Source organism: Oleiphilus messinensis (assembly GCF_002162375.1).
GTDB classification, from domain to species: Bacteria; Pseudomonadota; Gammaproteobacteria; order Pseudomonadales; family Oleiphilaceae; genus Oleiphilus; species Oleiphilus messinensis.
Genome location: NZ_CP021425.1, coordinates 1,248,024 through 1,270,798, shown reverse-complemented (window position 1 = coordinate 1,270,798; position 22,775 = coordinate 1,248,024). Strand labels below are relative to the sequence as shown.

At 48.9% G+C, this 22,775-nt stretch carries 15 protein-coding genes; 7 read left to right on the top strand and 8 right to left on the bottom strand.

The features are described 5' to 3' along the window. The first annotated feature begins 21 nt into the window (after nt 1–21). The 3 genes from OLMES_RS05570 to OLMES_RS05560 are packed head-to-tail and all read left to right on the top strand — an operon-like array spanning nt 22 to nt 3,918. The gene (locus tag OLMES_RS05570) at nt 22–1,482 is read left to right on the top strand and encodes a lipopolysaccharide biosynthesis protein (RefSeq protein ID WP_157678165.1); all 1,461 of its coding nucleotides are present in this window, start codon (nt 22–24) and stop codon (nt 1,480–1,482) included. After that, on the top strand, nt 1,479–2,918 hold the full coding sequence (locus OLMES_RS05565; protein ID WP_087460348.1) for an O-antigen ligase family protein: 1,440 nt from the start codon (nt 1,479–1,481) through the stop codon (nt 2,916–2,918). The genes OLMES_RS05570 and OLMES_RS05565 overlap by 4 nt, the downstream gene beginning before the upstream one ends. A gap of 28 nt (nt 2,919–2,946) precedes the next feature. Beyond that, on the top strand, nt 2,947–3,918 hold the full coding sequence (locus OLMES_RS05560) for a glycosyltransferase family A protein (protein WP_087460347.1): 972 nt from the start codon (nt 2,947–2,949) through the stop codon (nt 3,916–3,918). 52 nt (nt 3,919–3,970) lie between these two features. On the opposite strand, the gene OLMES_RS05555 is transcribed toward OLMES_RS05560, so the two are convergent. Further along, complete coding sequence (locus tag OLMES_RS05555) at nt 3,971–4,990, bottom strand: diguanylate cyclase (protein WP_087460346.1); 1,020 nt, start codon at nt 4,988–4,990, stop codon at nt 3,971–3,973. A 17-nt stretch (nt 4,991–5,007) separates the two neighbouring features. After that, entirely contained in the window at nt 5,008–6,021 is a 1,014-nt protein-coding gene (locus OLMES_RS05550) for a glycosyltransferase family 4 protein (protein ID WP_087460345.1), read from the bottom strand. A gap of 246 nt (nt 6,022–6,267) precedes the next feature. On the opposite strand from OLMES_RS05550, the gene OLMES_RS05545 reads away from it, so the two are divergent. Continuing rightward, nucleotides 6,268–7,209, top strand: a complete 942-nt coding sequence (locus tag OLMES_RS05545; protein WP_087460344.1) for a hypothetical protein — start codon at nt 6,268–6,270, stop codon at nt 7,207–7,209. Here the strand turns inward: OLMES_RS05545 and OLMES_RS05540 are convergent, their stop codons facing one another. Further along, a complete protein-coding gene (locus OLMES_RS05540; RefSeq protein WP_087460343.1) occupies nt 7,210–7,881 on the bottom strand; it encodes a transglutaminase-like domain-containing protein in 672 nt (223 codons plus the stop codon). A 124-nt stretch (nt 7,882–8,005) separates the two neighbouring features. After that, nucleotides 8,006–8,833: an alpha/beta fold hydrolase gene (locus OLMES_RS05535; RefSeq protein WP_087460342.1), complete on the bottom strand. Its 828-nt coding sequence runs from the start codon at nt 8,831–8,833 to the stop codon at nt 8,006–8,008. Between the two features lie 266 nt (nt 8,834–9,099). Here OLMES_RS05535 and OLMES_RS05530 point away from each other — a divergent pair, with 266 nt between their 5' ends. Next, complete coding sequence (locus OLMES_RS05530) at nt 9,100–10,083, top strand: threonine dehydratase (RefSeq protein ID WP_087460341.1); 984 nt, start codon at nt 9,100–9,102, stop codon at nt 10,081–10,083. Nucleotides 10,084–10,085: 2 nt separating this feature from the next. Here the strand turns inward: OLMES_RS05530 and OLMES_RS05525 are convergent, their stop codons facing one another. Beyond that, the gene (locus OLMES_RS05525) at nt 10,086–11,288 is read right to left on the bottom strand and encodes a hypothetical protein (RefSeq protein ID WP_157678163.1); all 1,203 of its coding nucleotides are present in this window, start codon (nt 11,286–11,288) and stop codon (nt 10,086–10,088) included. Then, a complete protein-coding gene (locus tag OLMES_RS05520; protein ID WP_087460339.1) occupies nt 11,257–11,865 on the bottom strand; it encodes a penicillin-binding protein activator LpoB in 609 nt (202 codons plus the stop codon). The genes OLMES_RS05525 and OLMES_RS05520 overlap by 32 nt, the downstream gene beginning before the upstream one ends. Before the next feature lie 204 nt (nt 11,866–12,069). On the opposite strand from OLMES_RS05520, the gene OLMES_RS05515 reads away from it, so the two are divergent. After that, a complete protein-coding gene (locus OLMES_RS05515; protein ID WP_157678161.1) occupies nt 12,070–17,502 on the top strand; it encodes an AAA family ATPase in 5,433 nt (1,810 codons plus the stop codon). Nucleotides 17,503–17,629: 127 nt separating this feature from the next. On the opposite strand, the gene OLMES_RS05510 is transcribed toward OLMES_RS05515, so the two are convergent. Then, on the bottom strand, nt 17,630–19,456 hold the full coding sequence (locus OLMES_RS05510; protein WP_232465267.1) for a choice-of-anchor D domain-containing protein: 1,827 nt from the start codon (nt 19,454–19,456) through the stop codon (nt 17,630–17,632). Between the two features lie 650 nt (nt 19,457–20,106). On the opposite strand from OLMES_RS05510, the gene OLMES_RS05505 reads away from it, so the two are divergent. After that, nucleotides 20,107–21,153 (top strand): AraC family transcriptional regulator, encoded by a 1,047-nt coding sequence (locus tag OLMES_RS05505; RefSeq protein WP_087460337.1) that lies wholly within the window; start codon nt 20,107–20,109, stop codon nt 21,151–21,153. Nucleotides 21,154–21,618: 465 nt separating this feature from the next. Here the strand turns inward: OLMES_RS05505 and OLMES_RS05500 are convergent, their stop codons facing one another. Further along, a complete protein-coding gene (locus tag OLMES_RS05500) occupies nt 21,619–22,593 on the bottom strand; it encodes a hypothetical protein (protein WP_087460336.1) in 975 nt (324 codons plus the stop codon). Nucleotides 22,594–22,775 lie beyond the last annotated feature (182 nt).

Below are 22,775 nucleotides of genomic sequence, written 5' to 3'. Positions count from 1 at the left end.
CAGAAATTGATGGGTTTAGCGATGAAATTGACCGAAAATCAAAGCGTTTTAAAGCAGACTGCCTACTATGCCGCCGGGCTTCTGGTGATGAAAGGCAGTGCTTTTCTGATCTTGCCCATCACCACTGGCTATCTTGGCACTGAGTCATTCGGTAGCCTGGATATTCTGCTCACCTGGCTCAGCGTTGGCGGCATACTACTCGGCCTGGGTCTCACAGAGGCGATGTATCGTTTCGTCGGCAGCAGCAAGACAGTAGAACGAAAAGCAGCGGTAGCAGGCGTCGCTTATCGAGTGCAGATCATGGCTTGTATACTGGGCTTTCTGCTTTGCTTTGCGCTAAAGGATTATGCCCCTGAATGGCTGCCCGGAAACATAACTGACACCCAATGGCTCCTTGCCAGCGCAGTTCTTGTCGTGACCGCAGCTACAGCGCTACCACTCGCCTGGTTGCGACTCCAGGAGCAAGCCAGCCTGTTTTTCTGGCTCACCTCAGGCAAAGCCGCGTTCCAGGCGGCAACCACATTCGTGTTGCTGGAATTGGGCGCAGGTATTGACGGAGTCCTGCTCAGCGGCCTGTTCTCCTCAATGTTCCTGGTAATTGCGCTGAACCGTTTCGTTCTACCAAAAATAATCGTCAAGCCAGTTTTATCTACCACACAAACGGCACAAGGCTTTTGGTTACAAAGCGCACTCGAACTGCTGAAATACAGTACCCCGATTATCGCTTCAGGTTTACTGGTATTCCTGACATTTGGTGCGGAAAAATGGATATTGGCCGCTCTCACCGATACTCAATCTCTCGCTCTTTACGCTGTTGCTATCCAGTTTGCTGCACTGGTTCCATTGGCACTGGAGCCCTTCGCGATGTGGTGGTTTCCGAAACGATTTGAATTGCTACAGCAGGCAAACGGTCGAATCTGCAATGGCAACCTGGCCTCACTCGGCTGTTGCTTTTCGTTCCTGTCTGCACTCATATTTGGCTGGATTACACCTCATGTTGTCCAGCTCTGGCTGCCAGCAGAATTCCATCCGGCAGCAAACCTGTTGCCCATGCTCTGTTTTGCCATGGCCTTAAAGCAATGCTCACACTTGCTGAATACCGGATGCTATACCAATACATCCCCAACCATCGTGTTCAAACTCAATGCAGTAACCTCGATACTCGCATTGGGGACGTTTAGTATTGCAATCTACCTGTTTTCGCTACCCGGATTGGTCTATGGATTTGTTGCGGTGTACCTTGGCAGAACGATTCTCTTTGTCCGAGCGAGCCAGAAGCGGCTACACCTGCCATACCGTTACGGCACAATTTTCGGGAGTGCCTTGCTCTGTGCTCTTGGCCTCGGATTCGCATCCCGGCTGGACTTTTCTGCCGCACTGTTCAGCGTTGGCCTGACCGCAGGGCTAACCCTGGCTTTAATCTATAAAGCCGGGCTGCTTTCGGTCGGCCCCTCACCCCGCATGGCGGTAAATCCAATATGACGGGGAATATCAAACTGCAACAAGTCAGTCTCGCCGGGTTCGCATCTATTGTGTTGGGGGGCATCATGTCGACCCTGCCCAATCCCTTGTTCGGAATCGCGATACCCGTGCTGGTTCCCATTGCCATTGCAGTATTTCGCAATCCGGTTTGGGTTTGTCTGGGGTTTATTATTTTTTCATTTTTCCGGATACACGAAGCGATTCCGGTACTCATGCCCTTCAAAATACCTCAGCTACTGGCACTGGCCTCCTTCGCGGTGTTGGGATGGCACATTTTCATCGCGAACACCATCAGCTTGTACTGGTCCAAATTGTTAACCCTGTTCAGTCTGTTCTTTCTGTTGATTTGTTTGGGTGCAGTTTTTGCCACCGACCGGGGGGCGGCAATCGGCGCGATCACTGGCACCTTTTCAAAGATCGCGATCATGGTTTGTGCGATTGCCTGGTTAATCCGAACCCCCAAAGACTTCCATCGCTGCAGCATGCTGATCATCCTGGCGGGCTGTGTCATTGGTAGCATCGCGATCACCAACAAGTTAAACGGCATTGGACTGGTGGAGGGTACACGGGTAACCATCGGTCGCAATATCGGTTCGATGATTGGTGATCCGAATGATCTTGCCCTGGTGCTCACGTTTCCACTCAGTTTCGCAGCCGGAATGCTGTTCAGTAAGCGCAGCCCCGGATACTTGAGGCTTTTTGCAGTACTCGGCTACGGCATCATCGCCTGGGCTATTCTATGTACACAAAGCCGTGGCGGTCTACTCGGGATGACGACGGTCACGGGACTGTTAGCCTGGCAATCGACTAAACGAAAAGCACTGGTCATCGCGGCCGGGGTACTGGCGCTGGCGATCCTTGGTGCCTTGGCGGGCCTTTCCGAGCGCAAGTCCGGTGGCGCTGCGGAAGAGGGTATTGATGAATCCGCAATGGGTCGAATTTATGCCTGGCAAGCTGCTATCAGTATGGCGACCCACCACCCGCTCACCGGAGTGGGTATCAATAATTTTTACGCCAATTACTATTTCCACAGCCCCCACTGGGACGGCAAAAATCATGCTGTGCACAGTACGTGGTTCCAGGTGCTCGCCGAATCCGGTTTCCTGGGACTGATCATCTTTATCATTTTGGTGTACAGCACTTTTCAATTCACCCGAAAGAACAATCAACGCATCAGGTTAAACCCCGGACTCCCGCCCAGTGTATGTGTTATGGGCAACGCCCTGCAGTCGGGTCTTGCCGGGTTTTGCATCTCCGGAACATTTCTGACTCAGGGTTTTATCTGGCCACTGTATATCCTTATGGCGCTGACCATCGGATTAAATTACTACCTGGATTCGCACTGCAGAACCAAAACAGAGACCCCGGAAAACAACACAACCCAATTTCAACCAACCTCCTGTTTTCAGATCAGCGGGAAACGGGAACCGTCTTAAATATCGAATCACAAAAACGAGGTGCGCCATGCCAAAATCTGTACCGGAACTGAGTATTATTACACCGAATTTCAATTGCCTTCCTTACCTGGAGGCCTGGCTGAACAGTATCTTGCAACAAAGCTATAACGAATACGAAATTATCGTTGTCGATGACGGCTCTACTGATGGCTCAAAAACGTGGTTGAGCGAGAAAGAAGAACAACTGGAATGCCTTACCGTTCTCTATGAAAATAAATTAGGTCCAGGAGGCGCACGAAACACAGCGGCGCAAATTGCCCGGGGACGTTATCTCGCCTTTCTCGATGCGGATGATGTCTGGTTACCGGGGAAGCTGGAGCAGCAAATGCGCTTTCACAAAAACAATCCGGATGTGGTGCTGAGTTTTACCGATTACGAACATATCAAAGAAGATACCGGTGATGCCATCATCGGATGCTTTGATTACTGGCCGTTATTCAGAAAAACCAACCGGTTGGAGAGCGTCGAACTTCAGGGTTACCAAATACTGACAAATGCCCTGGCACAACTGTTTAGCGAAAATGTGGTCGGCACCTCCACAACCCTCGTGGCAAGAAGTGCATTCCTGGCTGTAGGGGGCTTCGATACGGCGTTAAAATCAGCCAGTGACTGGGATTTATGGCTCAAGCTTGCAGCACTGGGTGATGTCGGGTTCACGATGGAAAAAACCATGCTCTATTTGATGCGCTCCGGATCGGTGTCCAGTAATATCAAAAACCGGATAGCTGCGATGGAGAGCATCACAGCACGGCACGTTAACCATGCAGCGACTCAGAATCATCATGTAAAACGTATTGCCCAGGCTCGTATTTCCGTGGCAAAAGCAGAGTACTGTGACAGCAGACAAAACCAGTGGGGCAAGTTTTTATACTCGTGCAAGGCATTTATGCAACAGCCTTGTGAACGCTACTTCAAGGAAATGGTAAAAGCGATACTCATGCTACCGGAACAGTTGCTCAGACACAAACAGGCTCAGTAGCTCGAATATCGGGGAATAAATACCGGGTGTGTAAAAACATCACCCGGTCGGATTAACGGCCTGTAACTTTATTCCGGCCATTTTGTTTACTGCGATAGAGACGGTCGTCTGCCAGTTTCAACAGGTTATCAAGTGGTGATTCGTCAAGATCGGATTGATCGCAAGACACATCATCCGATTTATTACACGTTAAATCATCAGGGTAAGTGGCCAAGCCAAAACTGGCGGTAAGCTGGATTGTTGTATTTTCGAACTGAATGGTCATCGCCCGCACCGCAGCTCTCAACTTTTCCGCTACCAACAATGCCTGCTTGTGTTCTGTGTTCGGGAGTACAATCACAAATTCTTCACCGCCATATCGACACACCCAGTCAATATTCACGCGAATGTTCTGTAACAACACCTGTAGAAATGCTTTCAACGCTTCATCTCCCCCCAGGTGACCGTAACGGTCATTGACCGATTTAAAGAAGTCGATATCCGCCAGAAGCACACTGGTGGGCAATTGGTAACGTTGGGCACGTTTAAGTTCGCAGACCAGTGTTTGCGTCAAATAGCCGCGATTATAAGCACCGGTGAGGGGGTCCCGTTGCGCCTGCTGTAAAATTTCCTGTTTCTGTTGTTCCAACAGGCGCTGCTGAATTAATATTCGAACACCACAATCCAGTCGGGCCAGTAATTCTGATTTACGACCGCCTTTCACAATATAATCATCAGCACCGGCATTCAGTCCGGTAACAATTTCATCCTCATCATTTTTACTGGTTAGGAGAATGATGTAATGATAAGGCTCGGAACAACGCCGCAAGCGCGAGCAGAGCTCGAGACCATTCATTTCAGGCATCATCCAGTCGCAGAGAATCAGTGGATAATGCCTTTCCTGAATCCGGATTTGCGCCTCATAGGCATCCGCAACGGCCTCAACAACGTACCCTTCCTCCTGCAAGAATAACAAGGCTAATTCCCGGAACACGACATCATCATCTACGAGTAATACCGGAAAATCAGGGCGCTCCGTCACGACCGATAAACTTCGGCCGGTTTCAGGACTACATTGGAACAGATCAATCATCGTAAACCTCCATAAATCTATGCATAGAGCGCACTGATTTGCTCAACACAGGTTTGCTCGGAATAATGCTCCCGCACCCGGCTTATTGCCCTGCGGGAAATTTGTGTCTTTGCAGATAACGAAAGACGCTGCCATTGTTGAATTACGGATTCAAAGTCAGCCAGTGAGTCCGCGAGATACCCGTTAACCCCGTGCTCGATCAAGACAGGTAAATCGCCTAATGGCCGAGCAACAACCGGTACCCCTACAGACATTGACTCCAGAGCTGCCAGGGGTAGACCTTCAGCATCGGAACAGATAACGAGTAAATCCAGGCGCTGCCAGTGAGCATCCATAGCGTTCACCTGCCCCCAGAAAACCACATTGGGTGCCGCTTCGGCACTTAATTCGGCACGCATCCCACCATCGCCAAAAAGGTGAAAGGTCCAGTTCGGAAGCTGGCGCGCCAGCTGGATAAACCGGTCCGGTCGCTTGACCGGCTCCAGCCGCCCCACAAAGCCGATTGAACGTTTCATACCCTGCCACGCACTGCGTTCCGGCACCGTTACGAAGTTGGGAATATGTTTTTTGGTTCCCCAAATACGGGCCTGAATCTCCGCACTGACAGCAATGTTCCGTGACAATATGCCACTCATACAATCCAATGCGGTGTAGAGCCGCAATCGCCCCGAGCCCAGGTCACCATTATGATAAGTACTGACAACATGAATCCCCCGAATCAAACGGAGAAAGCGCCCGATCAAATTTGCTTTGTAACCATGACTATGAAGTACCGGCGTTTTAGCGCCTGGTGTGTGCTCGCCCGATTTCAGTTGCTGTAACAACTTACCGATGCGCCCATCACACGACTCCAGTGTGATACCCATCCCGCCCAGCTCAGCCTCCAACGGATGTTTCCCGTAACGGCGCCACAACAGCACGCGAACTTCAAAATTATTCCGGCAGAGCGCCGCAGCCAGATTTCGCACATGAGTCTCGATTCCCCCCATTCCCCGACTATCTAAAAATAAAACAACCGCTTTTTTGGTCATCGTTTTACCCTCATCAACTAACTTGACCCAGCTTTGATTTCATTCACCACCAACCTGATCTGTTGCAAAGCTCAGGCCAGAGCGAAATGGCTTGAATCAGAGGCATAAACGAGGTATTTCGCAATTTGCATTTCAAATTGCAAAAAGTGAACTTAAAAAGGAGAAATCGAACACCATTATGGATCTGGGCACCGGGAATGATTTCTGCAAACCCCATCGGGAAATCTTCGGCACAGAGTAACCGGTATGTTCAATTCAATCGCACTGCAAAATCTGGGTAAATCACTCAAATACGACGTATCAAGCGTAACCCTGTTGTTAATCACCGCTACGCTTGCATTTGCCCCTTTACCGGAGCACCGGTTGAATTATTTGATTATTCCGCTAATGAATCTACTTCATGTCCCCGGGGCATGGTTGGTGTACCACTTTATCGCAAGCCTTTTACGACGGTGGCGCCATACTCAACACCTGTACCAGAGCCTGAGTGTGTTGATCAGTCTCGGCATGATCACTGCAGTCGAACTGGTACAAAGCCAGACAGGACGCATTCCGAGTTTTGAAGACTTGATCCTGGGTGCTTTTGGTATCACGATTGGAGCAACCTGGCATCACCCGGGAATCGGACGTCAGTACAAGCTGATCATTTTCTTTGTAATGTTCGGTCTTGCATTCACACCATTAGCGATTCACCTCCACCGCTGGCATGAATTGCAATCACGACTGCCGATACTCGCGAATTTTTCAGCACCTTATGAACAGCAGCTCTGGGAAGCCAATAAATATGAAATGTTGGCGGTGATAAAAAGCAACGAAAAGAACAACAATACAGGTCAAAATCAATTATCGGTGCAACTGAACGTCAGTGGCTGGACCGGGATAACGTTTAATAATCCGGGCGTGAATTTCGAAAACTACAGCGAACTGTGTATCGAAGCCAGCGGCTCGGCGCCTGCCCGCTTGCACATCCGTATCGATGACCAAGGTGCAATGGATTATTCATCCCGGTTCCACGCCTACATTGATATCAATACGACACCGCGGGATCAATGCATTGGTATAGCAGGTTTACAAAGTCCGAATGGGCGGATTTTGCAGCGTGATCAGATTATTCGGATTGTGCTTTTTGTTGCTGGCAATCCTACGCTCGAAGCACTCGTCATTTCAAAACTGGAGCTGAGCCGATAATTAAGGCTCGGAATCACTCAAATCCAACTCCAGACTTCGCTGTGGCAACGGGTTCTGATTTCCGGAAAACAAATGAGGATAGGCCCGCTCCAAATCATTCCAGATAAAGTCAAACGGCAGATCGGCAAAGAGGCCATGGTCAGCAAGATATTCCATGTGAGCCAAACCATCAGCTGTATATTCCTGAAACACCGAATCATGCACACCATCAAAAGGCAAAGGCTCCACCTTCATAAAACGGCATAAACGCGCATCAAATGCCGGTGTCGCTTTGACCCAGCGATCCGTCAGGTACAATTCGGTGTAACCGTGCATGTGAAATACATCGGTACCCAGCCACTCGATCAATTTAGGGCTCGACAGATGGTTCCTGACATTGGCAAAGCCAAGGCGAGAGGGGATGCCCTTGTATCGGGCGACGGCTCCCAATAACACGGCTTTAGGAATACAGTAAGACTCACCGGAATCCAGCAAATAGCTCGCTGACATTGCTGCGCGGTCTCGTTTCGCGGTATACGGGTTGTAGCGAATCTGATCCCGGCAAGCGAGATATAAACACTGGGCAATCGCAACCGGATGCGTGTCACAGTCGTGCAGCTGCTTGTCAGCCCACTGTTGCACCGCGGGTTTATCAAAATCAAAGAACGATGTGGCTTCCAGATATTTTTGCATCTTGAGTCTCTCTGCTTTTGAGTTTTTATTTAATGAGCCTGATACCTATTTGTGCCTGAACCCGAGCAGAGAGACAATGGCCCATTCGACCAGCGGTATTGACCACAGCGCTGTTCAGTGTGAATTAATGCAAAAAGTTCATCACAATATTGGCTGAGGTAACAGGTCGAAATTTGGGTAGAAAATGCCCAGCGAAAGCCACTGTTTTCAACGACGCCCCCGGTATACTCTGCGCAATTGCCTGAGTATGGGATGCCTTGATTATCTCCAGCTCCCCGGCCACAACCAGTGTGGGGGCGGAAATGCGCTGCAATGATTCCAGACAGTGCCCCTGTGCAGCCTCCGCAAAGTAGCAGGGAGAACGCCACAATGTGTACAGTTTATCCCTGAAGATCGGCCAGTACCCTGGTGTAGGACTGGTTGCACGGTATTTCAGGCCAAAGGTATTGTCGACAAACAGATCAAATACACCTTTATTGGACAAAACAAAATCAAACAACTCTATATAGGCGTCCTGCTGATAAGCCGCACCAAACAACACCAGTTGATTAACCCGTTGAGGCTGATTTGCAGCAATATAGCTGGCGATAACTGCACCATCACTCCATCCTACAAAATGGGCATTGGCAATATTCAAATGATCTAATAGTTTGAGCGTATCATCCGCCATCAATTCATAGGTAATCGGGGCATCACTATCGGTGCTGCGTCCGTGGCCACGGCTATCAATTTCAATTACCTGATAGTGTGCGGCGAGAATCCAGGTTTCAACCTGCCACATGTCCGAATCGTCGTAACCGCCATGCAGCAGAACCAAGGGTGTACCGGAACCATGAATTTCGTAATACAACTCGATACCATTAATCTGCACCGACCCGGCAGACACCTGGCTATTTGAAAAAATAAAAACGAGAAACAGGATACAGCGGATTAGATCGTTATTTTTATTCATTAAATGGTATTCCCTGTAAAGTAAGCAAACATATTCGTAGGTTAAATACTGCTTTTTTCGGGGATTGCCGTTACCGCAAGTCGGCAGAACAGGAGTGCCTGAAGTTGATCGATTACCCTCCGGATTGATTAGATTTCATTCAGTATAGAGGGCACAATCAGGATTGCCAGAGCCATCTGCCGTTGCCGGAGGTAAAAACGTTAGATATAACCGGACAACTTACTTCTATACTTTCAACATAACTAATTCTTCAAAGGTGGGTGACTATGTCTTTGTTTTCTACATCTTCATTTTCTCTGGAAACGCTGAAACAGGCTGCAGCTCTCGTTTACCAACACATGCCACCTACTCCCCAATATGAATGGCCGCAGCTATCCGGGTATCTCGGGACAACACTCTGGGTAAAACATGAAAATCACACCGCCACCGGGGCATTTAAAATACGTGGCGGTATTACCTTTATGAATTGGTTAAGCCAAACCGAACCGGACTGTCGAGGCATTATCACCGCTACACGAGGCAACCATGGCCAAAGTCAGGCGCGGGCAGCAAAAGCCTTCGGTCTGGAAGCACATATTGTCGTTCCCCATGGGAATGCCCGGGAGAAAAACGATGCGATGCAGGCCTTTGGTGCCAACCTCATCGAACACGGGTCAGATTTCGATGCAGCCAAACAGGAAGCCATGAACCGGGCGAGTGCTGCCAATCTGGTGATGGTTCCCCCCTATCACAGTGAAATTGTGGTCGGCGTTGCCACCTACGCACTGGAGTTATTTAATGCCGTCCGGGATCTGGACGTGGTCTATGTGCCTATAGGCTGTGGATCCGGAGTATGCGGTCTGGTACAAACCCGGGATATACTCAACTTGAAAACCCGGATCGTTGGTGTGGTTTCGACTGAAGCAGATGCTGCAAAACAGTCATTTGAAGCGGGCCAATTGATTGAAACCAAATCAGCACATACCTTCGCAGATGGCATGGCCGTGCGCGCCCCGATCCCGGAGGCCTTTGCGATTTATTCACGAGGTGTGGATCACATGGTTGCGGTGACAGACGAAGAAGTTGCCCAGGCCATTCGACTTTATTTTGCCTGCACCCACAATGTTGCCGAAGGTGCAGGCGCAGCAGCCCTGGCCGCCGCGCTTCAGGAGAAAGCACAACTGCAGGGCCAAAAGGTGGGAGTTATTCTCACCGGAGGCAATATCGACACAGAAGTCATGAGCGCGATACTCCGTCGAGAACCCGTGTGACCCTAGAATCGAATGGATTTGAAGATGCGTTCCCCGGCGCGAATCTCGACATTAGGCAATGAATAGCCTGAAGCGAACGTTGCGCCGGGCAAATTCATACGGATATCGTAGGCACCAGGCAATAGCGAAATTCGAACAAGATGAAAGCCTGCAGGCAGGGTTAGCCAGGAACGAGTATCGGCATGTTCGGTCGCAAAAAACAGGATGCGCACCAGAATCTCCAACAATTCATTTTGATCACCGATGGATTCCGCCAGGGATTCCTTGCCAGCCACACGAGCCGTTTGGCGCGCAATAATACCGGGCATACGGGCTTTAAGCGACGCCCGTGAGAGCGCCAGAGTATCGGTTGAAAACGGGTAGATCTGCGCACCTGAGTGCTCAAGAACGACCACATCGGGCTCCCGATAAGGTGTAACAGGCTGATACTCGGGGATTGAAATCTTGATGGATGGCGGAGCCACGAATTCCAAAGCCGACTTTCTGGGTCCTTGACCGAGCGATAGCAGCAAGACCAACTCCCCTTCTTTGGTGAAGTCTGTGGGTGATGGAATACTTACATCCGGGTCGACGTTCTTTATTTTTTCATACTCAATACGCGCATCGTCGAATTGATTGAAGAGTTCAAAACAGAGTGCGATTAAAGCACGGGAGTATCTCGCCTGTTGCAGAGGGTCAGGATTTTCATCCAACACCTCCAATGCCCGCTTCGCCTCGACCCGCGCTGCTTCGTAATCATGCAATTGCAGGAACCCCATCATCAGATAGGTATGGAGCCAGAGCTGCTCAGAATACTCCCCCTGATAAACAATCGCATAGTCGTTTACTACAGAGGCCAGTGTTTGCTGGCTTATACTGAGGTAATCCTGCTCCCGGATAAAGGCATCTGCAGCCAAAAACACCCGGGTACTCTCCTGATACTTTCCAGCATCGTAGAGCACCGTGCCGCTGTCCAGAAGGCACAATAAACGGTCATCGCGGCTCTCACTTTCACACTGCTCCAAAGCATCAGCGGCGGCCAACCATTGGCCGTTACTGTGTAGTTGTCTGGCCTTTTGCAAAGATAGGCTGGAGCACCCGGAGAGTATCAAAGCCAGAATGGCAAACAGTACTCCTGGGTGCAATCGCGGTAGCAGCATGGGTAGCGGAATCATGGAAAAATAACGTCTTGGTTTACCATCCAATGAACGGTCGAGATGCTTCACGGGCAATCTCCGCTTGATCCGCATAGATAAGCTCGCCCGTCTCCAGATCCGTCACGCTCAGGTCAAGGCTGTAGTAGATCCGTTCTGACTTCGACAAGCGCCATTGCCGAGGCTCTTTTTTACGAATTGAACGAAGGGTACCACTGATCATATATTCCGCCCCCAACTGCTTGCCCATGGCAATACGTTGAGCCGGATTTACATAACCTTTCTGCTGATACTGGGTTTCTTTCTGGATATTCTCACGCTGTCTTTCACTGATAAGACGAAACTTACCGGAATTCAGCAATTTCATTCGGATATCATCGGATATTCCACCCGTGCTGATGTGCTCCGATGTCTCGTTAACGATGGGGTAAACGATCAAAATCGGCTTTTCGGATTGAGGCGGGATATTATTTTGCGTGATTAGAGGTGTAACCAGTTTCTCGACAATTTTTTTCTTGTCCGAGAAATCATAACTGGCATCGTAATGGACCTCGTTCTCCGGATCCAGATTTGTCGTCGTCGCACATCCACCCAGAATTAAAGAGCAGAGTGCCATAGGGAGTGCCATAGATAGCATTCGATTGATCATGAAGTGTCTCCAGCGTATTCAGGATATTCCGTCTACTATACCTTATTAACCTGAACCGAAACTGAAGAAACCGTTAATTTAATACAAAAAAATCAGTTGCCAACAGTGCACAACGGCCACAGTGAAAAATGGAAGGTGAACAGCCAATGTCTATACTCAACTATAAACAATACAACTGAGCGGTCATCAGAACGGAGCCCTCCTTTGGCACTTCAAATCGCTGACTACCACATTCTCAAAACCCTCTACAGCAACGCCAATACCATCGTGGTACGGGCGGAAGATCGTAAAACCCATGAAACGGTAATTTTGAAGCACCTCACCGTCGATGCGGTAAACAACAACCAGCTCGCCCGATTTGCTTTCAGCTATGATGTTTTGAGCAAATTCAATCATGCCAATGTGATTAAGCCCATCCGCTGGATTGATGATGGCCATGGCCCCACGATGGCGATGGAGGATATTAACGGGATTGATCTACACCAATATGCAGCCGGCTTTGAAAATAAACAACTGCCGGTTATTCCGTTTCTGACACTGGCGATCCAACTGGCAGATGGACTTGGGGAGATACACCATGCACAAGTCATCCACAAAGATTTACACCCCGGCAATATCATTGTCACCCCCGATCAGGAAAACGCGAAAGACTTTCAGCTTCAAATCATCGATTTCGGGCTAGCATCCTTATTGACACGGGAGCAGCCGTCTCTCGCCGCACCGGACAAACTGGAAGGCATACTGGCCTATATCTCGCCGGAACAAACCGGACGCATGAACCGGGCACTGGACTACCGGACCGACTTCTATTCACTCGGTGTAATCCTGTATCAATTGCTGACCGGCACACTGCCTTACACGGCGGACAATGCAATGAGCTGGGTATACGCACACATCGCGCGCCCCATCACCCCCGTCACTAAAATCCGGAACGATGTGCCGCCATTGGTATCCGCGATAATCGACAAACTGCTCGCCAAGAATGCCGAAGATCGGTATCAAAGCGCCTGGGGTTTGCGTCATGATCTTGAGAATTGTTTGCGGTCGCTCGAATCAGGATCGGTGATCCCCTCCTTCCCGTTAGGTCAGACTGACATCTCGGATCACTTGCATATACCCCAGATCCTTTACGGCAGACAGGATGAAATCAGCCGGCTACTGTCCACGTTTACTGAAGCAACCGAGGGTACGCCCCAACTACTCGTCGTAACGGGCAATGCCGGTATCGGTAAATCTGCATTGATACATGAAATTCACAAACCCATTGCAGAACACGATGGTTTATTTATCAGTGGCAAATTTGACCAATTCCAGAAAAACATTCCCTACTCGGCCCTGAAACAGGCGTTGCAGCAGTGGTTGCAACAGCAGTTGACCAAAAGTGATAACGCACTGGAACAACTCAAACGCAAACTGACCCTTCATTTAGGCAATACAGCCCGACTGATGATCGAGTTTATGGGCGAGCTCCGCCATGTACTGGAAGATAACCTGCCCGAGATACCTGAGCTGGTTCCGGTGCAGAGTGAAGTGCGGTTGAAAACCACGGTAAGTCGACTGGTGCAGTTTATTGCGATGGCTCAGCCACTGGTGCTTTTCATCGATGATTTACAATGGGCAGACCGCGGCACGCTGAGCTTGTTGCCAGAGCTATTGCAACCCAATCGAACCCAACACCATGACACCACCAAGTTAATGGTTATCGTCGCCTACCGTGACAACGAAGTGGACCAGAGCCATCCGACCACTCTGACCTTAACGCAAATTGAGCAGAACAAGAATCCCTGCACCCGGCTCTGTCTGGCACCACTCCCTCCCGGTCATATCGTCAAAATGCTCGAAGATACCCTGCACTTGAGTTCGGTCACCGTGAGCCCATTAGCCGACCTGGTCTATCGAAAAACCGCTGGAAATCCATTTTTTATCAATGAGTTTTTACGTAGCCTTTACCACGATGGAGAACTCCGCTTTAACTTGCGCAAACAACGCTGGGACTGGGATCTCGAGGCGATCAGGAATACGGTGGTGACCGACAACGTTGTGGATTTAATGCTGCACAAAATGACGCATCTACCCAAGGTCACCCGTGAATTGCTCCAGATGGCGTCTTGTTTGGGGAGCCGATTTGATCTGGACATTCTCGCCCGATTAGCTCAACGCTCCATCGCCGACATTACCCGGGAACTCTGGCCCGCACTAAAAGCCGGTTTACTGCTTCAGGAAGGGGGTGAATGGTCCCTGGGCAGTATTTCAGAGCAGGTACAAGGTGATCTCAACTATGATGAGAACCGGCTTTATCAGACACAGATATCCCCCTTGCTGCCACATTGCCGCTTTCTCCATGACCGGATGCTGCAAGCGGCTTACGAATCAATTGCCAAGCCCAAACAGCTGCAGTTGCATCTGGCCATCGGCCGCGTTCTGCTCGATATGACAAAAAAATCCGGGCCACAAAAATCAACGGGAATAACCGATATCCCAGCCAGTCAATTGTACGAAGTTGTAGAACACCTCAATCAGGCACAGTCACTGCTGAGTTCAGAGCCCGATTTTCTGGAACTGGCTGAATTAAATATGCAGGCCAGCTTACTGGCAAAAGACGCAAGTGTCTGGTCCGCTGCGCTCACTTATGCTCAGGCGGGCAATCAGCAGCTGCACCGCACAACAAACCAACCTGAAACCTTACAGTTTCAGCTTCAACTCATGGAGCTGGATATGTTATTCATGAATGGCAAAAGGGAGAAAGCACTCAGTCTCGCCACAGACCTTGAACACATGACCTCAAACCGGATCAATAAAGCCCGGGTCTGCTGCTCGGTCGTTACCAACGCACTCACATCAACATTCGAAATGATCGATAAACTACTCGAGAAAGGTATAGATGGACTTCGACATTGTGACCAGACCGTGCCCGGGGTTGACGAGATCGACGACCAGTACATCGAGCGTTTGTACCGGGACGTGCGCCCCGTTGTGAACAAAAAAATAGAACACCTGGTCGTATGCAGGGAAGAGGAAAACCCAAGATTAAATCTGATATTCCGATTATTTGCCCAACTCGGTGTGGCAGCCCAGGTTTCGGGGCGACAATCACTGCTACGCTACTGCTGCCTGAAAGGCGCTCAAATCGCATTTCAAGAGCAAATCACCGTTCGCGGGATAGTATTACTGGCTTTTTACAGTGTACTTCTCTCCCGGCGTGGTGATCACCAAGAGGCGCGCACTGTCGCAGAAAAAGTCATGGCGATCTGCCATGGCACCCCTGACTGTCCGGATATCCCCATGATTTACAATTGCCTGGGAGCGCAGAACTGGCACTGTTACCACCCGCTTCAGGAAGCCATTTCAGTGCTGATGAACGCGCATCAGACGGGATATGAGTACGGTGACCTGATCCGCGGCGTTTTTGCAGGCTACTCGAACTCGCTCATTTCACGGTTTTCTCAGGGTACGCCCTTCAACGCGCTGGAACCGCACTTCAATACCCTGTTTCTGCTGAAAGACAAGCTGCAGATGAGAGTCTCTGCAGGGAGCTATTATGCCCGTTTGATCACCATATTATCTGCACAGGGCAACGCAAATTTACTGACAGAATCCGCCTTTGATGCCAAAGAATGGCAACTGATCCAGAATTCCACTTTATTGGGTTTTATCCATCACTTACAACTGCAACAGGCCTTCTGGCAAGGCGATATCGACGCCGCGTTGATTGCCATAAACATTGCGGATACAAGCGCGGAACGCATGGCAGGCTATATCTCGGTGCTCGAGCAGGATTTTCTCAGTGCGTTGATAATCTGTCACCACAAACAGCGCACGAAGGTCAAACCCGTTAATACGAACAACGCAATCGCTCCGGAAACGAATCTTGATGGTGAACCTCAAGCCGGGCAAATCATTACGATATCCGCTATGGATCAGCGCGTTTCGAAAACGCTCAAAATGTTTGAGCAGCTGTGCGAATACTGCCCGGAAAACTTCCGGCACAAATTATATTTATTGCAAGCTGAATGGTCCCTCACAAACACCTGCCCTGACGAGCAGATCATGGATTTCTATGAACTCGCAATCACGGATGCAGCAGAAAATGGTTTTATTCAATTTGAAGCCTATGCCAATCAGCGCTACGGCGAATATTGGTTAAGTTTGGGGCGAAAACTGGTCGCAAAACCCTTTTTACAGCGAGCACAACAACTTTTTGCGCTGTGGGGGTGTGAAATCAGGGTACAAAATTTGGCCCGGCGCTATGAAAACCTTTTATTACCAATACAAAACCTGAACACACGTCAAAAACAGGAAGGTTCGTCAGGAGAATTCAACAGCGGCGGAATTTCCCAGGAAGGCATCGATCTGATTGCAATCATGCAGTCTGCCCGATCAATTGCCAGTGAATTGTCGTTGGATGTGCTCATCACAAAAGTAATGGGGATTCTGTTGGAAAACGCCGGAGCCCAACGGGGCGCACTCATCCGAGTGTCCGGTGAGGAGAATGATTCAACGACGATGAGCGTAAACGCCTGGGTTGATCTGGATCACGATGGGAACGAAGCCTTCACCCCGCAACCAATAGTTGATTTTGCCTACCCAATCGAGACCCCCCTGATTTGGGCTACGCTGCGCCAGAAAACAGCAATGTTGATAAATGACTTCGAGAAATCTGAATATCAAAACAGAATAGTCCCGCCAAACAGGAGCGATGCAAAATCGGTACTGTGTTTACCCATTCTGCTTCGGGATCAACTGCAGGGCGTGCTCTATCTCGAAAACCGGCTCACGACCAACGCCTTTACCCAATCCCGACTGGATACCACAGAGCTCCTGCTAGCCCAGGCCGCCATCGCCATGGAAAATGCGGCACTCTTCTCGGAGGTCACCAAACTCAACCGGGATCTTGAAGCCAAGGTTATGGAACGCACTCAGGAACTTGCTGCTGCCAATGAGGAACTCTATGCCGCCAATCAGGAATTGAGCGCATTCAGCCACAGCGTATCCCATGACTTGCGTGCCCCAGTGCGCACCATGAAAGGTTTTGCCAATATTCTACTGGAAGATCATGAGTTTGAACTGGACGACCAGGCCAGACACCTTATAGAGCGCATCATTAAAGGCAGTGACAAACTTACCCAGATTATTGATGGCCTGCTGGCCCTCTCTCGAGTACAACGAAACGAACTCAAAAAAGAGCATCTCAACCTGAGTGAGTTGGTCACGAGAACGTTACATGATCTTCAGGAACAAGATCCTGACCGGCATGTATCAACTCAGGTTTGCCCGGATTGTGCAGTTTATGCCGATCAGAGAATGATGCGTTCAGCCATTGAGAACCTGCTCAATAATGCCTGGAAATATACCGGAAAAGTACAACATGCCCGAATTGAGTTTGGCTTGGCGGACGAGCACGAAGATGGGGAGCAGGTATTTTTTATCAGGGACAACGGTGCGGGATTCAATATGACCCAATCCGAAAAGCTGTTCGAAAGCTTTAAACGCCTTCACCCGGAAAGTCAGTTTGAGGGAACCGGCATTGGTCTTTCGACCGTGAAACGCATTGTTGAGCGTCATGGCGGTAAAATCTGGGCTATCGGGCAAGAAAACGCAGGTGCTACGTTCTATTTTACCATTCCCAATATTGATTAAAGCTGAAATAGAATGAGTATATATACCAAAAAAAAACGCTTGCCCGAAGGCAAGCGTGAACGTAAAGCCAGGAGATAGCTGGCCTAATGCTTAACGCAGGGATACTGCTGAAAAGCGAATCTGAAAATTAGTCCAGAATCGGCGTCATTATCAGATCAATTGTGTTGCCAGGGCCCGCCATTTTGAGGTTCAGGATGGAGGTCAACAGACCACAGTTCTCAAGTGGTGGCAATTCATAAGTTCCAACCACACGGCCACCCAAAATTGGGTCGAAGGGCTCGCCATCCGGAGAGCTGACATTGAAGGTTACCGGCTCGCTGGTACGACAGTTCGCGCCACCACCGATTGGCCAGTCAATGAAACCGAACAGTGTTTTGGTCACTTTAGGCAGTTTCACGTAGGCTTGAGAAGTCGCGACAAGTTTGCCATCAATCAAGCTACCTTCGGTAATACCAACAGATTCAAACTCGACGTGAGCCGTTGCCTGGTATTTGCTCCAGCCCTGAATGATGTCAAATTTACCTTGAGTTGGCGCAAGCAACAAATCACCCGTGAACAGTCCCGTGCTCAAGTTCAACAGGCTCACGATATCACCCTGTAATGGCAGAGTGGCGTCGCTAGCAGCAATGTACGAGCCTCCTTCAACATTCAGAGAGATTTCGATATCACAGCAAGGTGGCTCAATGTCCTCTTCCTCACCGACACCTGTCAAGGCAACTGTCGTGGTACCTTCGTCCTCATCATCGGATAGAATAGTCAAAGTACCCGTGCTGGCTCCTAAGACAGCAGCATACATCACATCAACAGCACAGCTTGATCCAGCCGGTACAGTCGCACAATCACTTCCGACTTCCACAAACTCAGAACCGGTTACTTCAACACTGGAAATGGTCAGGGCTGCTCCGCCCGTGTTTTCAATGGTGATGGTTTCTGTTTTGGTGGTGCCTTCAATGATGGTACCGAAATCGACTGACCCAACAACTTCGATTTCAGGCTTGAGTTCAACTTGTCCGGTGCCTGTCAGCGCTACTGTAACAGTCGGTTCGTCGCTATCTGTTGACGCGATAACCAGGTTCGCCGCCTGGCTACCTTCTTCAGATGCAGTGTAAGTCACGTCAACTGCGCAACTTGCGCCACCCGCGATGGTGGTACAGGCATTGGTTTCAACAAACGCGGAAGCATCTGCGCCAGCGATAGAGATGGAATTGATACCCAGATCCAGATCACCGGTATTGGTAATGGTAACAGTTTCTGTTGCGGTTTGACCCAATTGCAAGGTACCGAAGTCCACCGAAGCAACATCAACATCAATGTCTGCAGGGTCTTCTACAACAATATCACCCACCACTTCGAAGCTGGTCAAGGTGGTATCCTGACCTTCTACAATGGTGCAGTCAGATTCAAACTCACCAATTGGCGCAGGTGCTTGCGTACCATCTTCTTTCAGGTTGACGAGGTTCAAGACCAAATCATCTACAGTAATGTAAGCGGTACCAATGTGAGATTCATTGAACGCAACTTCAGGCGTCATACCATCCGCTGGCACATCAAACGGGCCCGTTTCATCCATTGGTACTGTGGTGGATTCAATTGTCAGCTCTGTGATATTTGGAATATCTTCTGACACAGTATGAATGGTATTTATGCTGGTCGCGGTGCCAGTAATCGTAGTCGCACCAACGAAAGCGAGACCTTGTCGCGCTTTATCCGGCACAGTCGTGATGGTGTCAATCAAAATGGGTGGCACAACCGGATTATCCGCCAGTACAACCTCTTCCGGGAAATCAGCGCTGATCTGGGCAATGATAGTTTGATCACCAATGAGCGGGAAAGGACACACCATTTCCAGTGTTTTGCTCACAGGCGCAGCCATTGCAACATTGTTTGCTGCAATCATTGCAGCACCCAGCATGGCTGAGCGAATCGGATTCATCTTGAATTTTATTGTTTTCATGTGTAGTCCTCTAAGTGTCTTACGGATGCTCTTTTTGATTTTTATCAGGCGCTTATTAGATACCGCAGCATCATTCAAAACGTATTCACTTGCGCTACGCTCTGGTGACCAAGCCATGTGCTTAACGGGCTGCAGTGGGGGCTATTAAGCGGGTATTTGAGGAAAGAGTCATTGTTGAAAAAGGAACATTTTTTGTTAAATCCGGCGGCTGTGAAACCGGCCTCTAGTTTTTGAGAGGTTCATCAAATTTTTTGCCAAAAATAGCCAAACCCAAAACGTGACAAACTAACACGTGTTACACTTTGTTCTAACTAACAGTATGGTGTGCCTCAAATCAACGCCCTAAGGGCATGAATACGGTGCAGCAAACATGCAAAATACATCGATAAACAAGCCCAAAAAAGGTACAAATCCCGCCTATTTATTTGTACAAATGAACCATAAAAACAATAACTTATAGAGCCTTTACTCTAACTTCAGCTTGTCATTACCGGAACTCGTTTTGACATTAGCGGAACCACCTCCCTCATCCGTTGCAAACTGTGACCGCAATCAAAGCATGAATGTAAAACCGGCCACAAAACACAAGACTTACATTTGTTAGTCTAAAGAAAACAATAATTAACACAGAGCAACCAAGGTAAATCGCTATGCCGGAAGCACTCACGTATGACGTACCACTCATATCCACACGGTATGCGTATCGGTTTTTCAAGTTCCTGAAATCCAAACAAATCTCACCCGAGGTTATCCGTGCCCATTGCCCCGTTCCCCGGGACTTGCTGGAAAACCCCGATGCCTTTTTATCCATGAATCAGGTTATTCCGATTTTGGAAACGGCGCAGTGGCTGCTAAGCGACGAAAAAGCGGCGTTCGAATTCGGTCAACAGCTTGATTTAGGTGCCCATGGGCTTTTTGGCTATATGCTGTTGAGCCGGGAAGATCAAGTTCAGCTCATTGAAACGGTGGTAAAGCACATACGCGTCTGTTTACCACTGCTGGATATGGAAGTACTGAGAAGTGGGCGTGATGTCGTCATCCGCCTGCATGACACTTGGGAAATAGGCCCGGCCCGCGCTTTTATGGCCAAAATCTATATGGGGAGTATTCACACCGTCGCGAATAATATTTGCGGCAGCATTCGTTTTGACTGCGATTTCAAAACAACGCTGGACACAACGGAGTGGAGCTCGCTTGCACAAGGCACGCAATGGCATTTTGGTTCAGAAACCAATCAAGTTACGCTGCCGCAAGTGAAACATTCAGAACAATGTGAAAAACTGAAGGTGGTTTATTCGCTGGCCGAAAGCAACCATTTGAAAAACGCAACCCCGACTCAATCCAGTTCAGAGAAAGCCAGCAATCTGGCCGCCAAAGTTCGCGAACACATCATGAAATCACCGCGCCATGCCAGCATCGAACGCAGTGCGCTTTTATTAAACATGAGTTCGCGGTACTTACGCCAGCAACTTTCGGAAGAAGGGACATCATTTCGGGAAATTAGCAACGAAATCAGACAAAGCTACGCAGACTTGTACCTGCAGGACACTCCCATGCCGTTACACGAAATTGCGTACAAACTGGGCTTTGGCGATCAGGCAAGCTTCACCCGCGCCTACCGCAGCTGGACAGGCAAAACCCCGGGGGAAATCAGAAGGAAAGCGAAAAAACGGGACTACGACAATCTGACGACTTGATAACCAGACAAAACGGTGTTAATTGAAAATCAAACCAACATTCCCCGGAGGGGATAAATCCTATAGCCGGTGGTTTCAACCACCGGTTGGGGAACACAACACCTGGGAGCCACGTACCGAAGGTGAAACCACCGGTTGCGAATCAAAACCTCTGCGAGCCACATACCGAAGGTGAAACCACCGGTTGAGAATCAAAACGTCTGTGAGCCACATACCGGTGGTTAAAACCACCGGTTGAGAATCCCCCCTGCGAGCCACATACCGGTGGTTAAAACCACCGGCTATATTCAATTTCCCTTTCAGGGAAAACGGGCATATCACGAGAGATTTCGAAGTAGGACTAACAAACAATCAATGCTGTAGAGCGATAGTGAAAGCCTTCTGGTCTTCTCGTGATATCTTTACTGCACAAAATTGAAGTGGCGATGGCCCTCATAGAGAGACCACCCCACACCATTGTTAAACTTACCAACTCAGCTCGGAACATTCATCGACCAGACGGACCATCCAAGTACCCAAATTACCATCAGCGTCCAAACCTATGCCTGCGATATGAGATCCATCTGATGAGATGGTAGTTGCATTTGCCAATCGCCAGCCTTGCAGGTCAACATTGTATTCTGTTGCCAACAGCTCTTCCAAACTTCGCATACCATGTACTTCATCCCAAATCACCGCCTCCTGAATGTGCCAGGACTCAGGATTGTTTTTATAAGCTCTCGACAACGATGGATCAGGGTCATTGGTATTAGATCTTCCGACTACAATTTTACCATTTTCAGAAATTGCATATGCCTTACTGCGTGTTTGCGGCACAATAAAACCTAGTCCAGTAACTTGCCCATTTTTCCACATAACGGCTTCTGTGTCGTTCTGACCAACTACAATACCATCTGAATTAACTGCAACAGCCTCAATGTCCCACTCTGTTGAAAGATTAGTGGTTATACCCGTTGAAAGGTCGAGAAATTCAGACTTCGTGATAATGTATCTTCCATTTTCACTCAGATCCAAATATTTTCCAGTATATTGAGGTAAGTATCCGGAATCAGCTGTCCATAACTGATATGAATTGGAATGCTTCCCACCAGTTCTCACACTCCCGTCATCAGACATTCCATTACTAACGAAATTCATACCATCTTCAGGTAATGCTAATGGGATCAATATCCCGTTGTCGATTATTCCTTCGCGAACAAGAACACGCTCTCCATCTGCGGATATTTGCAAAGCAGCACTATTTAAATCAGTTGTACCTTCAGGACTCCAAATCGCTTGCCCAAAAGGCATTTGGCCAAAATTACTGATCTCTGGAGGTATAAATGGTAAATCTGAATTATTTTCAATACTGTAAATGGGGTGAAAAGTGGCTGTCGCCGCGAAGGCGGAACCAGCAATTGAATAAGCAACTAAAATGTGGGCAATTTTTTTAAATTCCATTTCTTGACTCCATGTTTAAAACTTAGAATGAACAGAAAAATACAGACTTCTGCAATCAACGCGCAAATCTAGCCTGCGACTTGTTACAAAAAATTACTGTCTCTGCGGATTCAACTAACTTGAATATACATTGTTATTTTTTATGAAAAAGCCACCAACGAGGGTGACTTTTTACTCAGGAC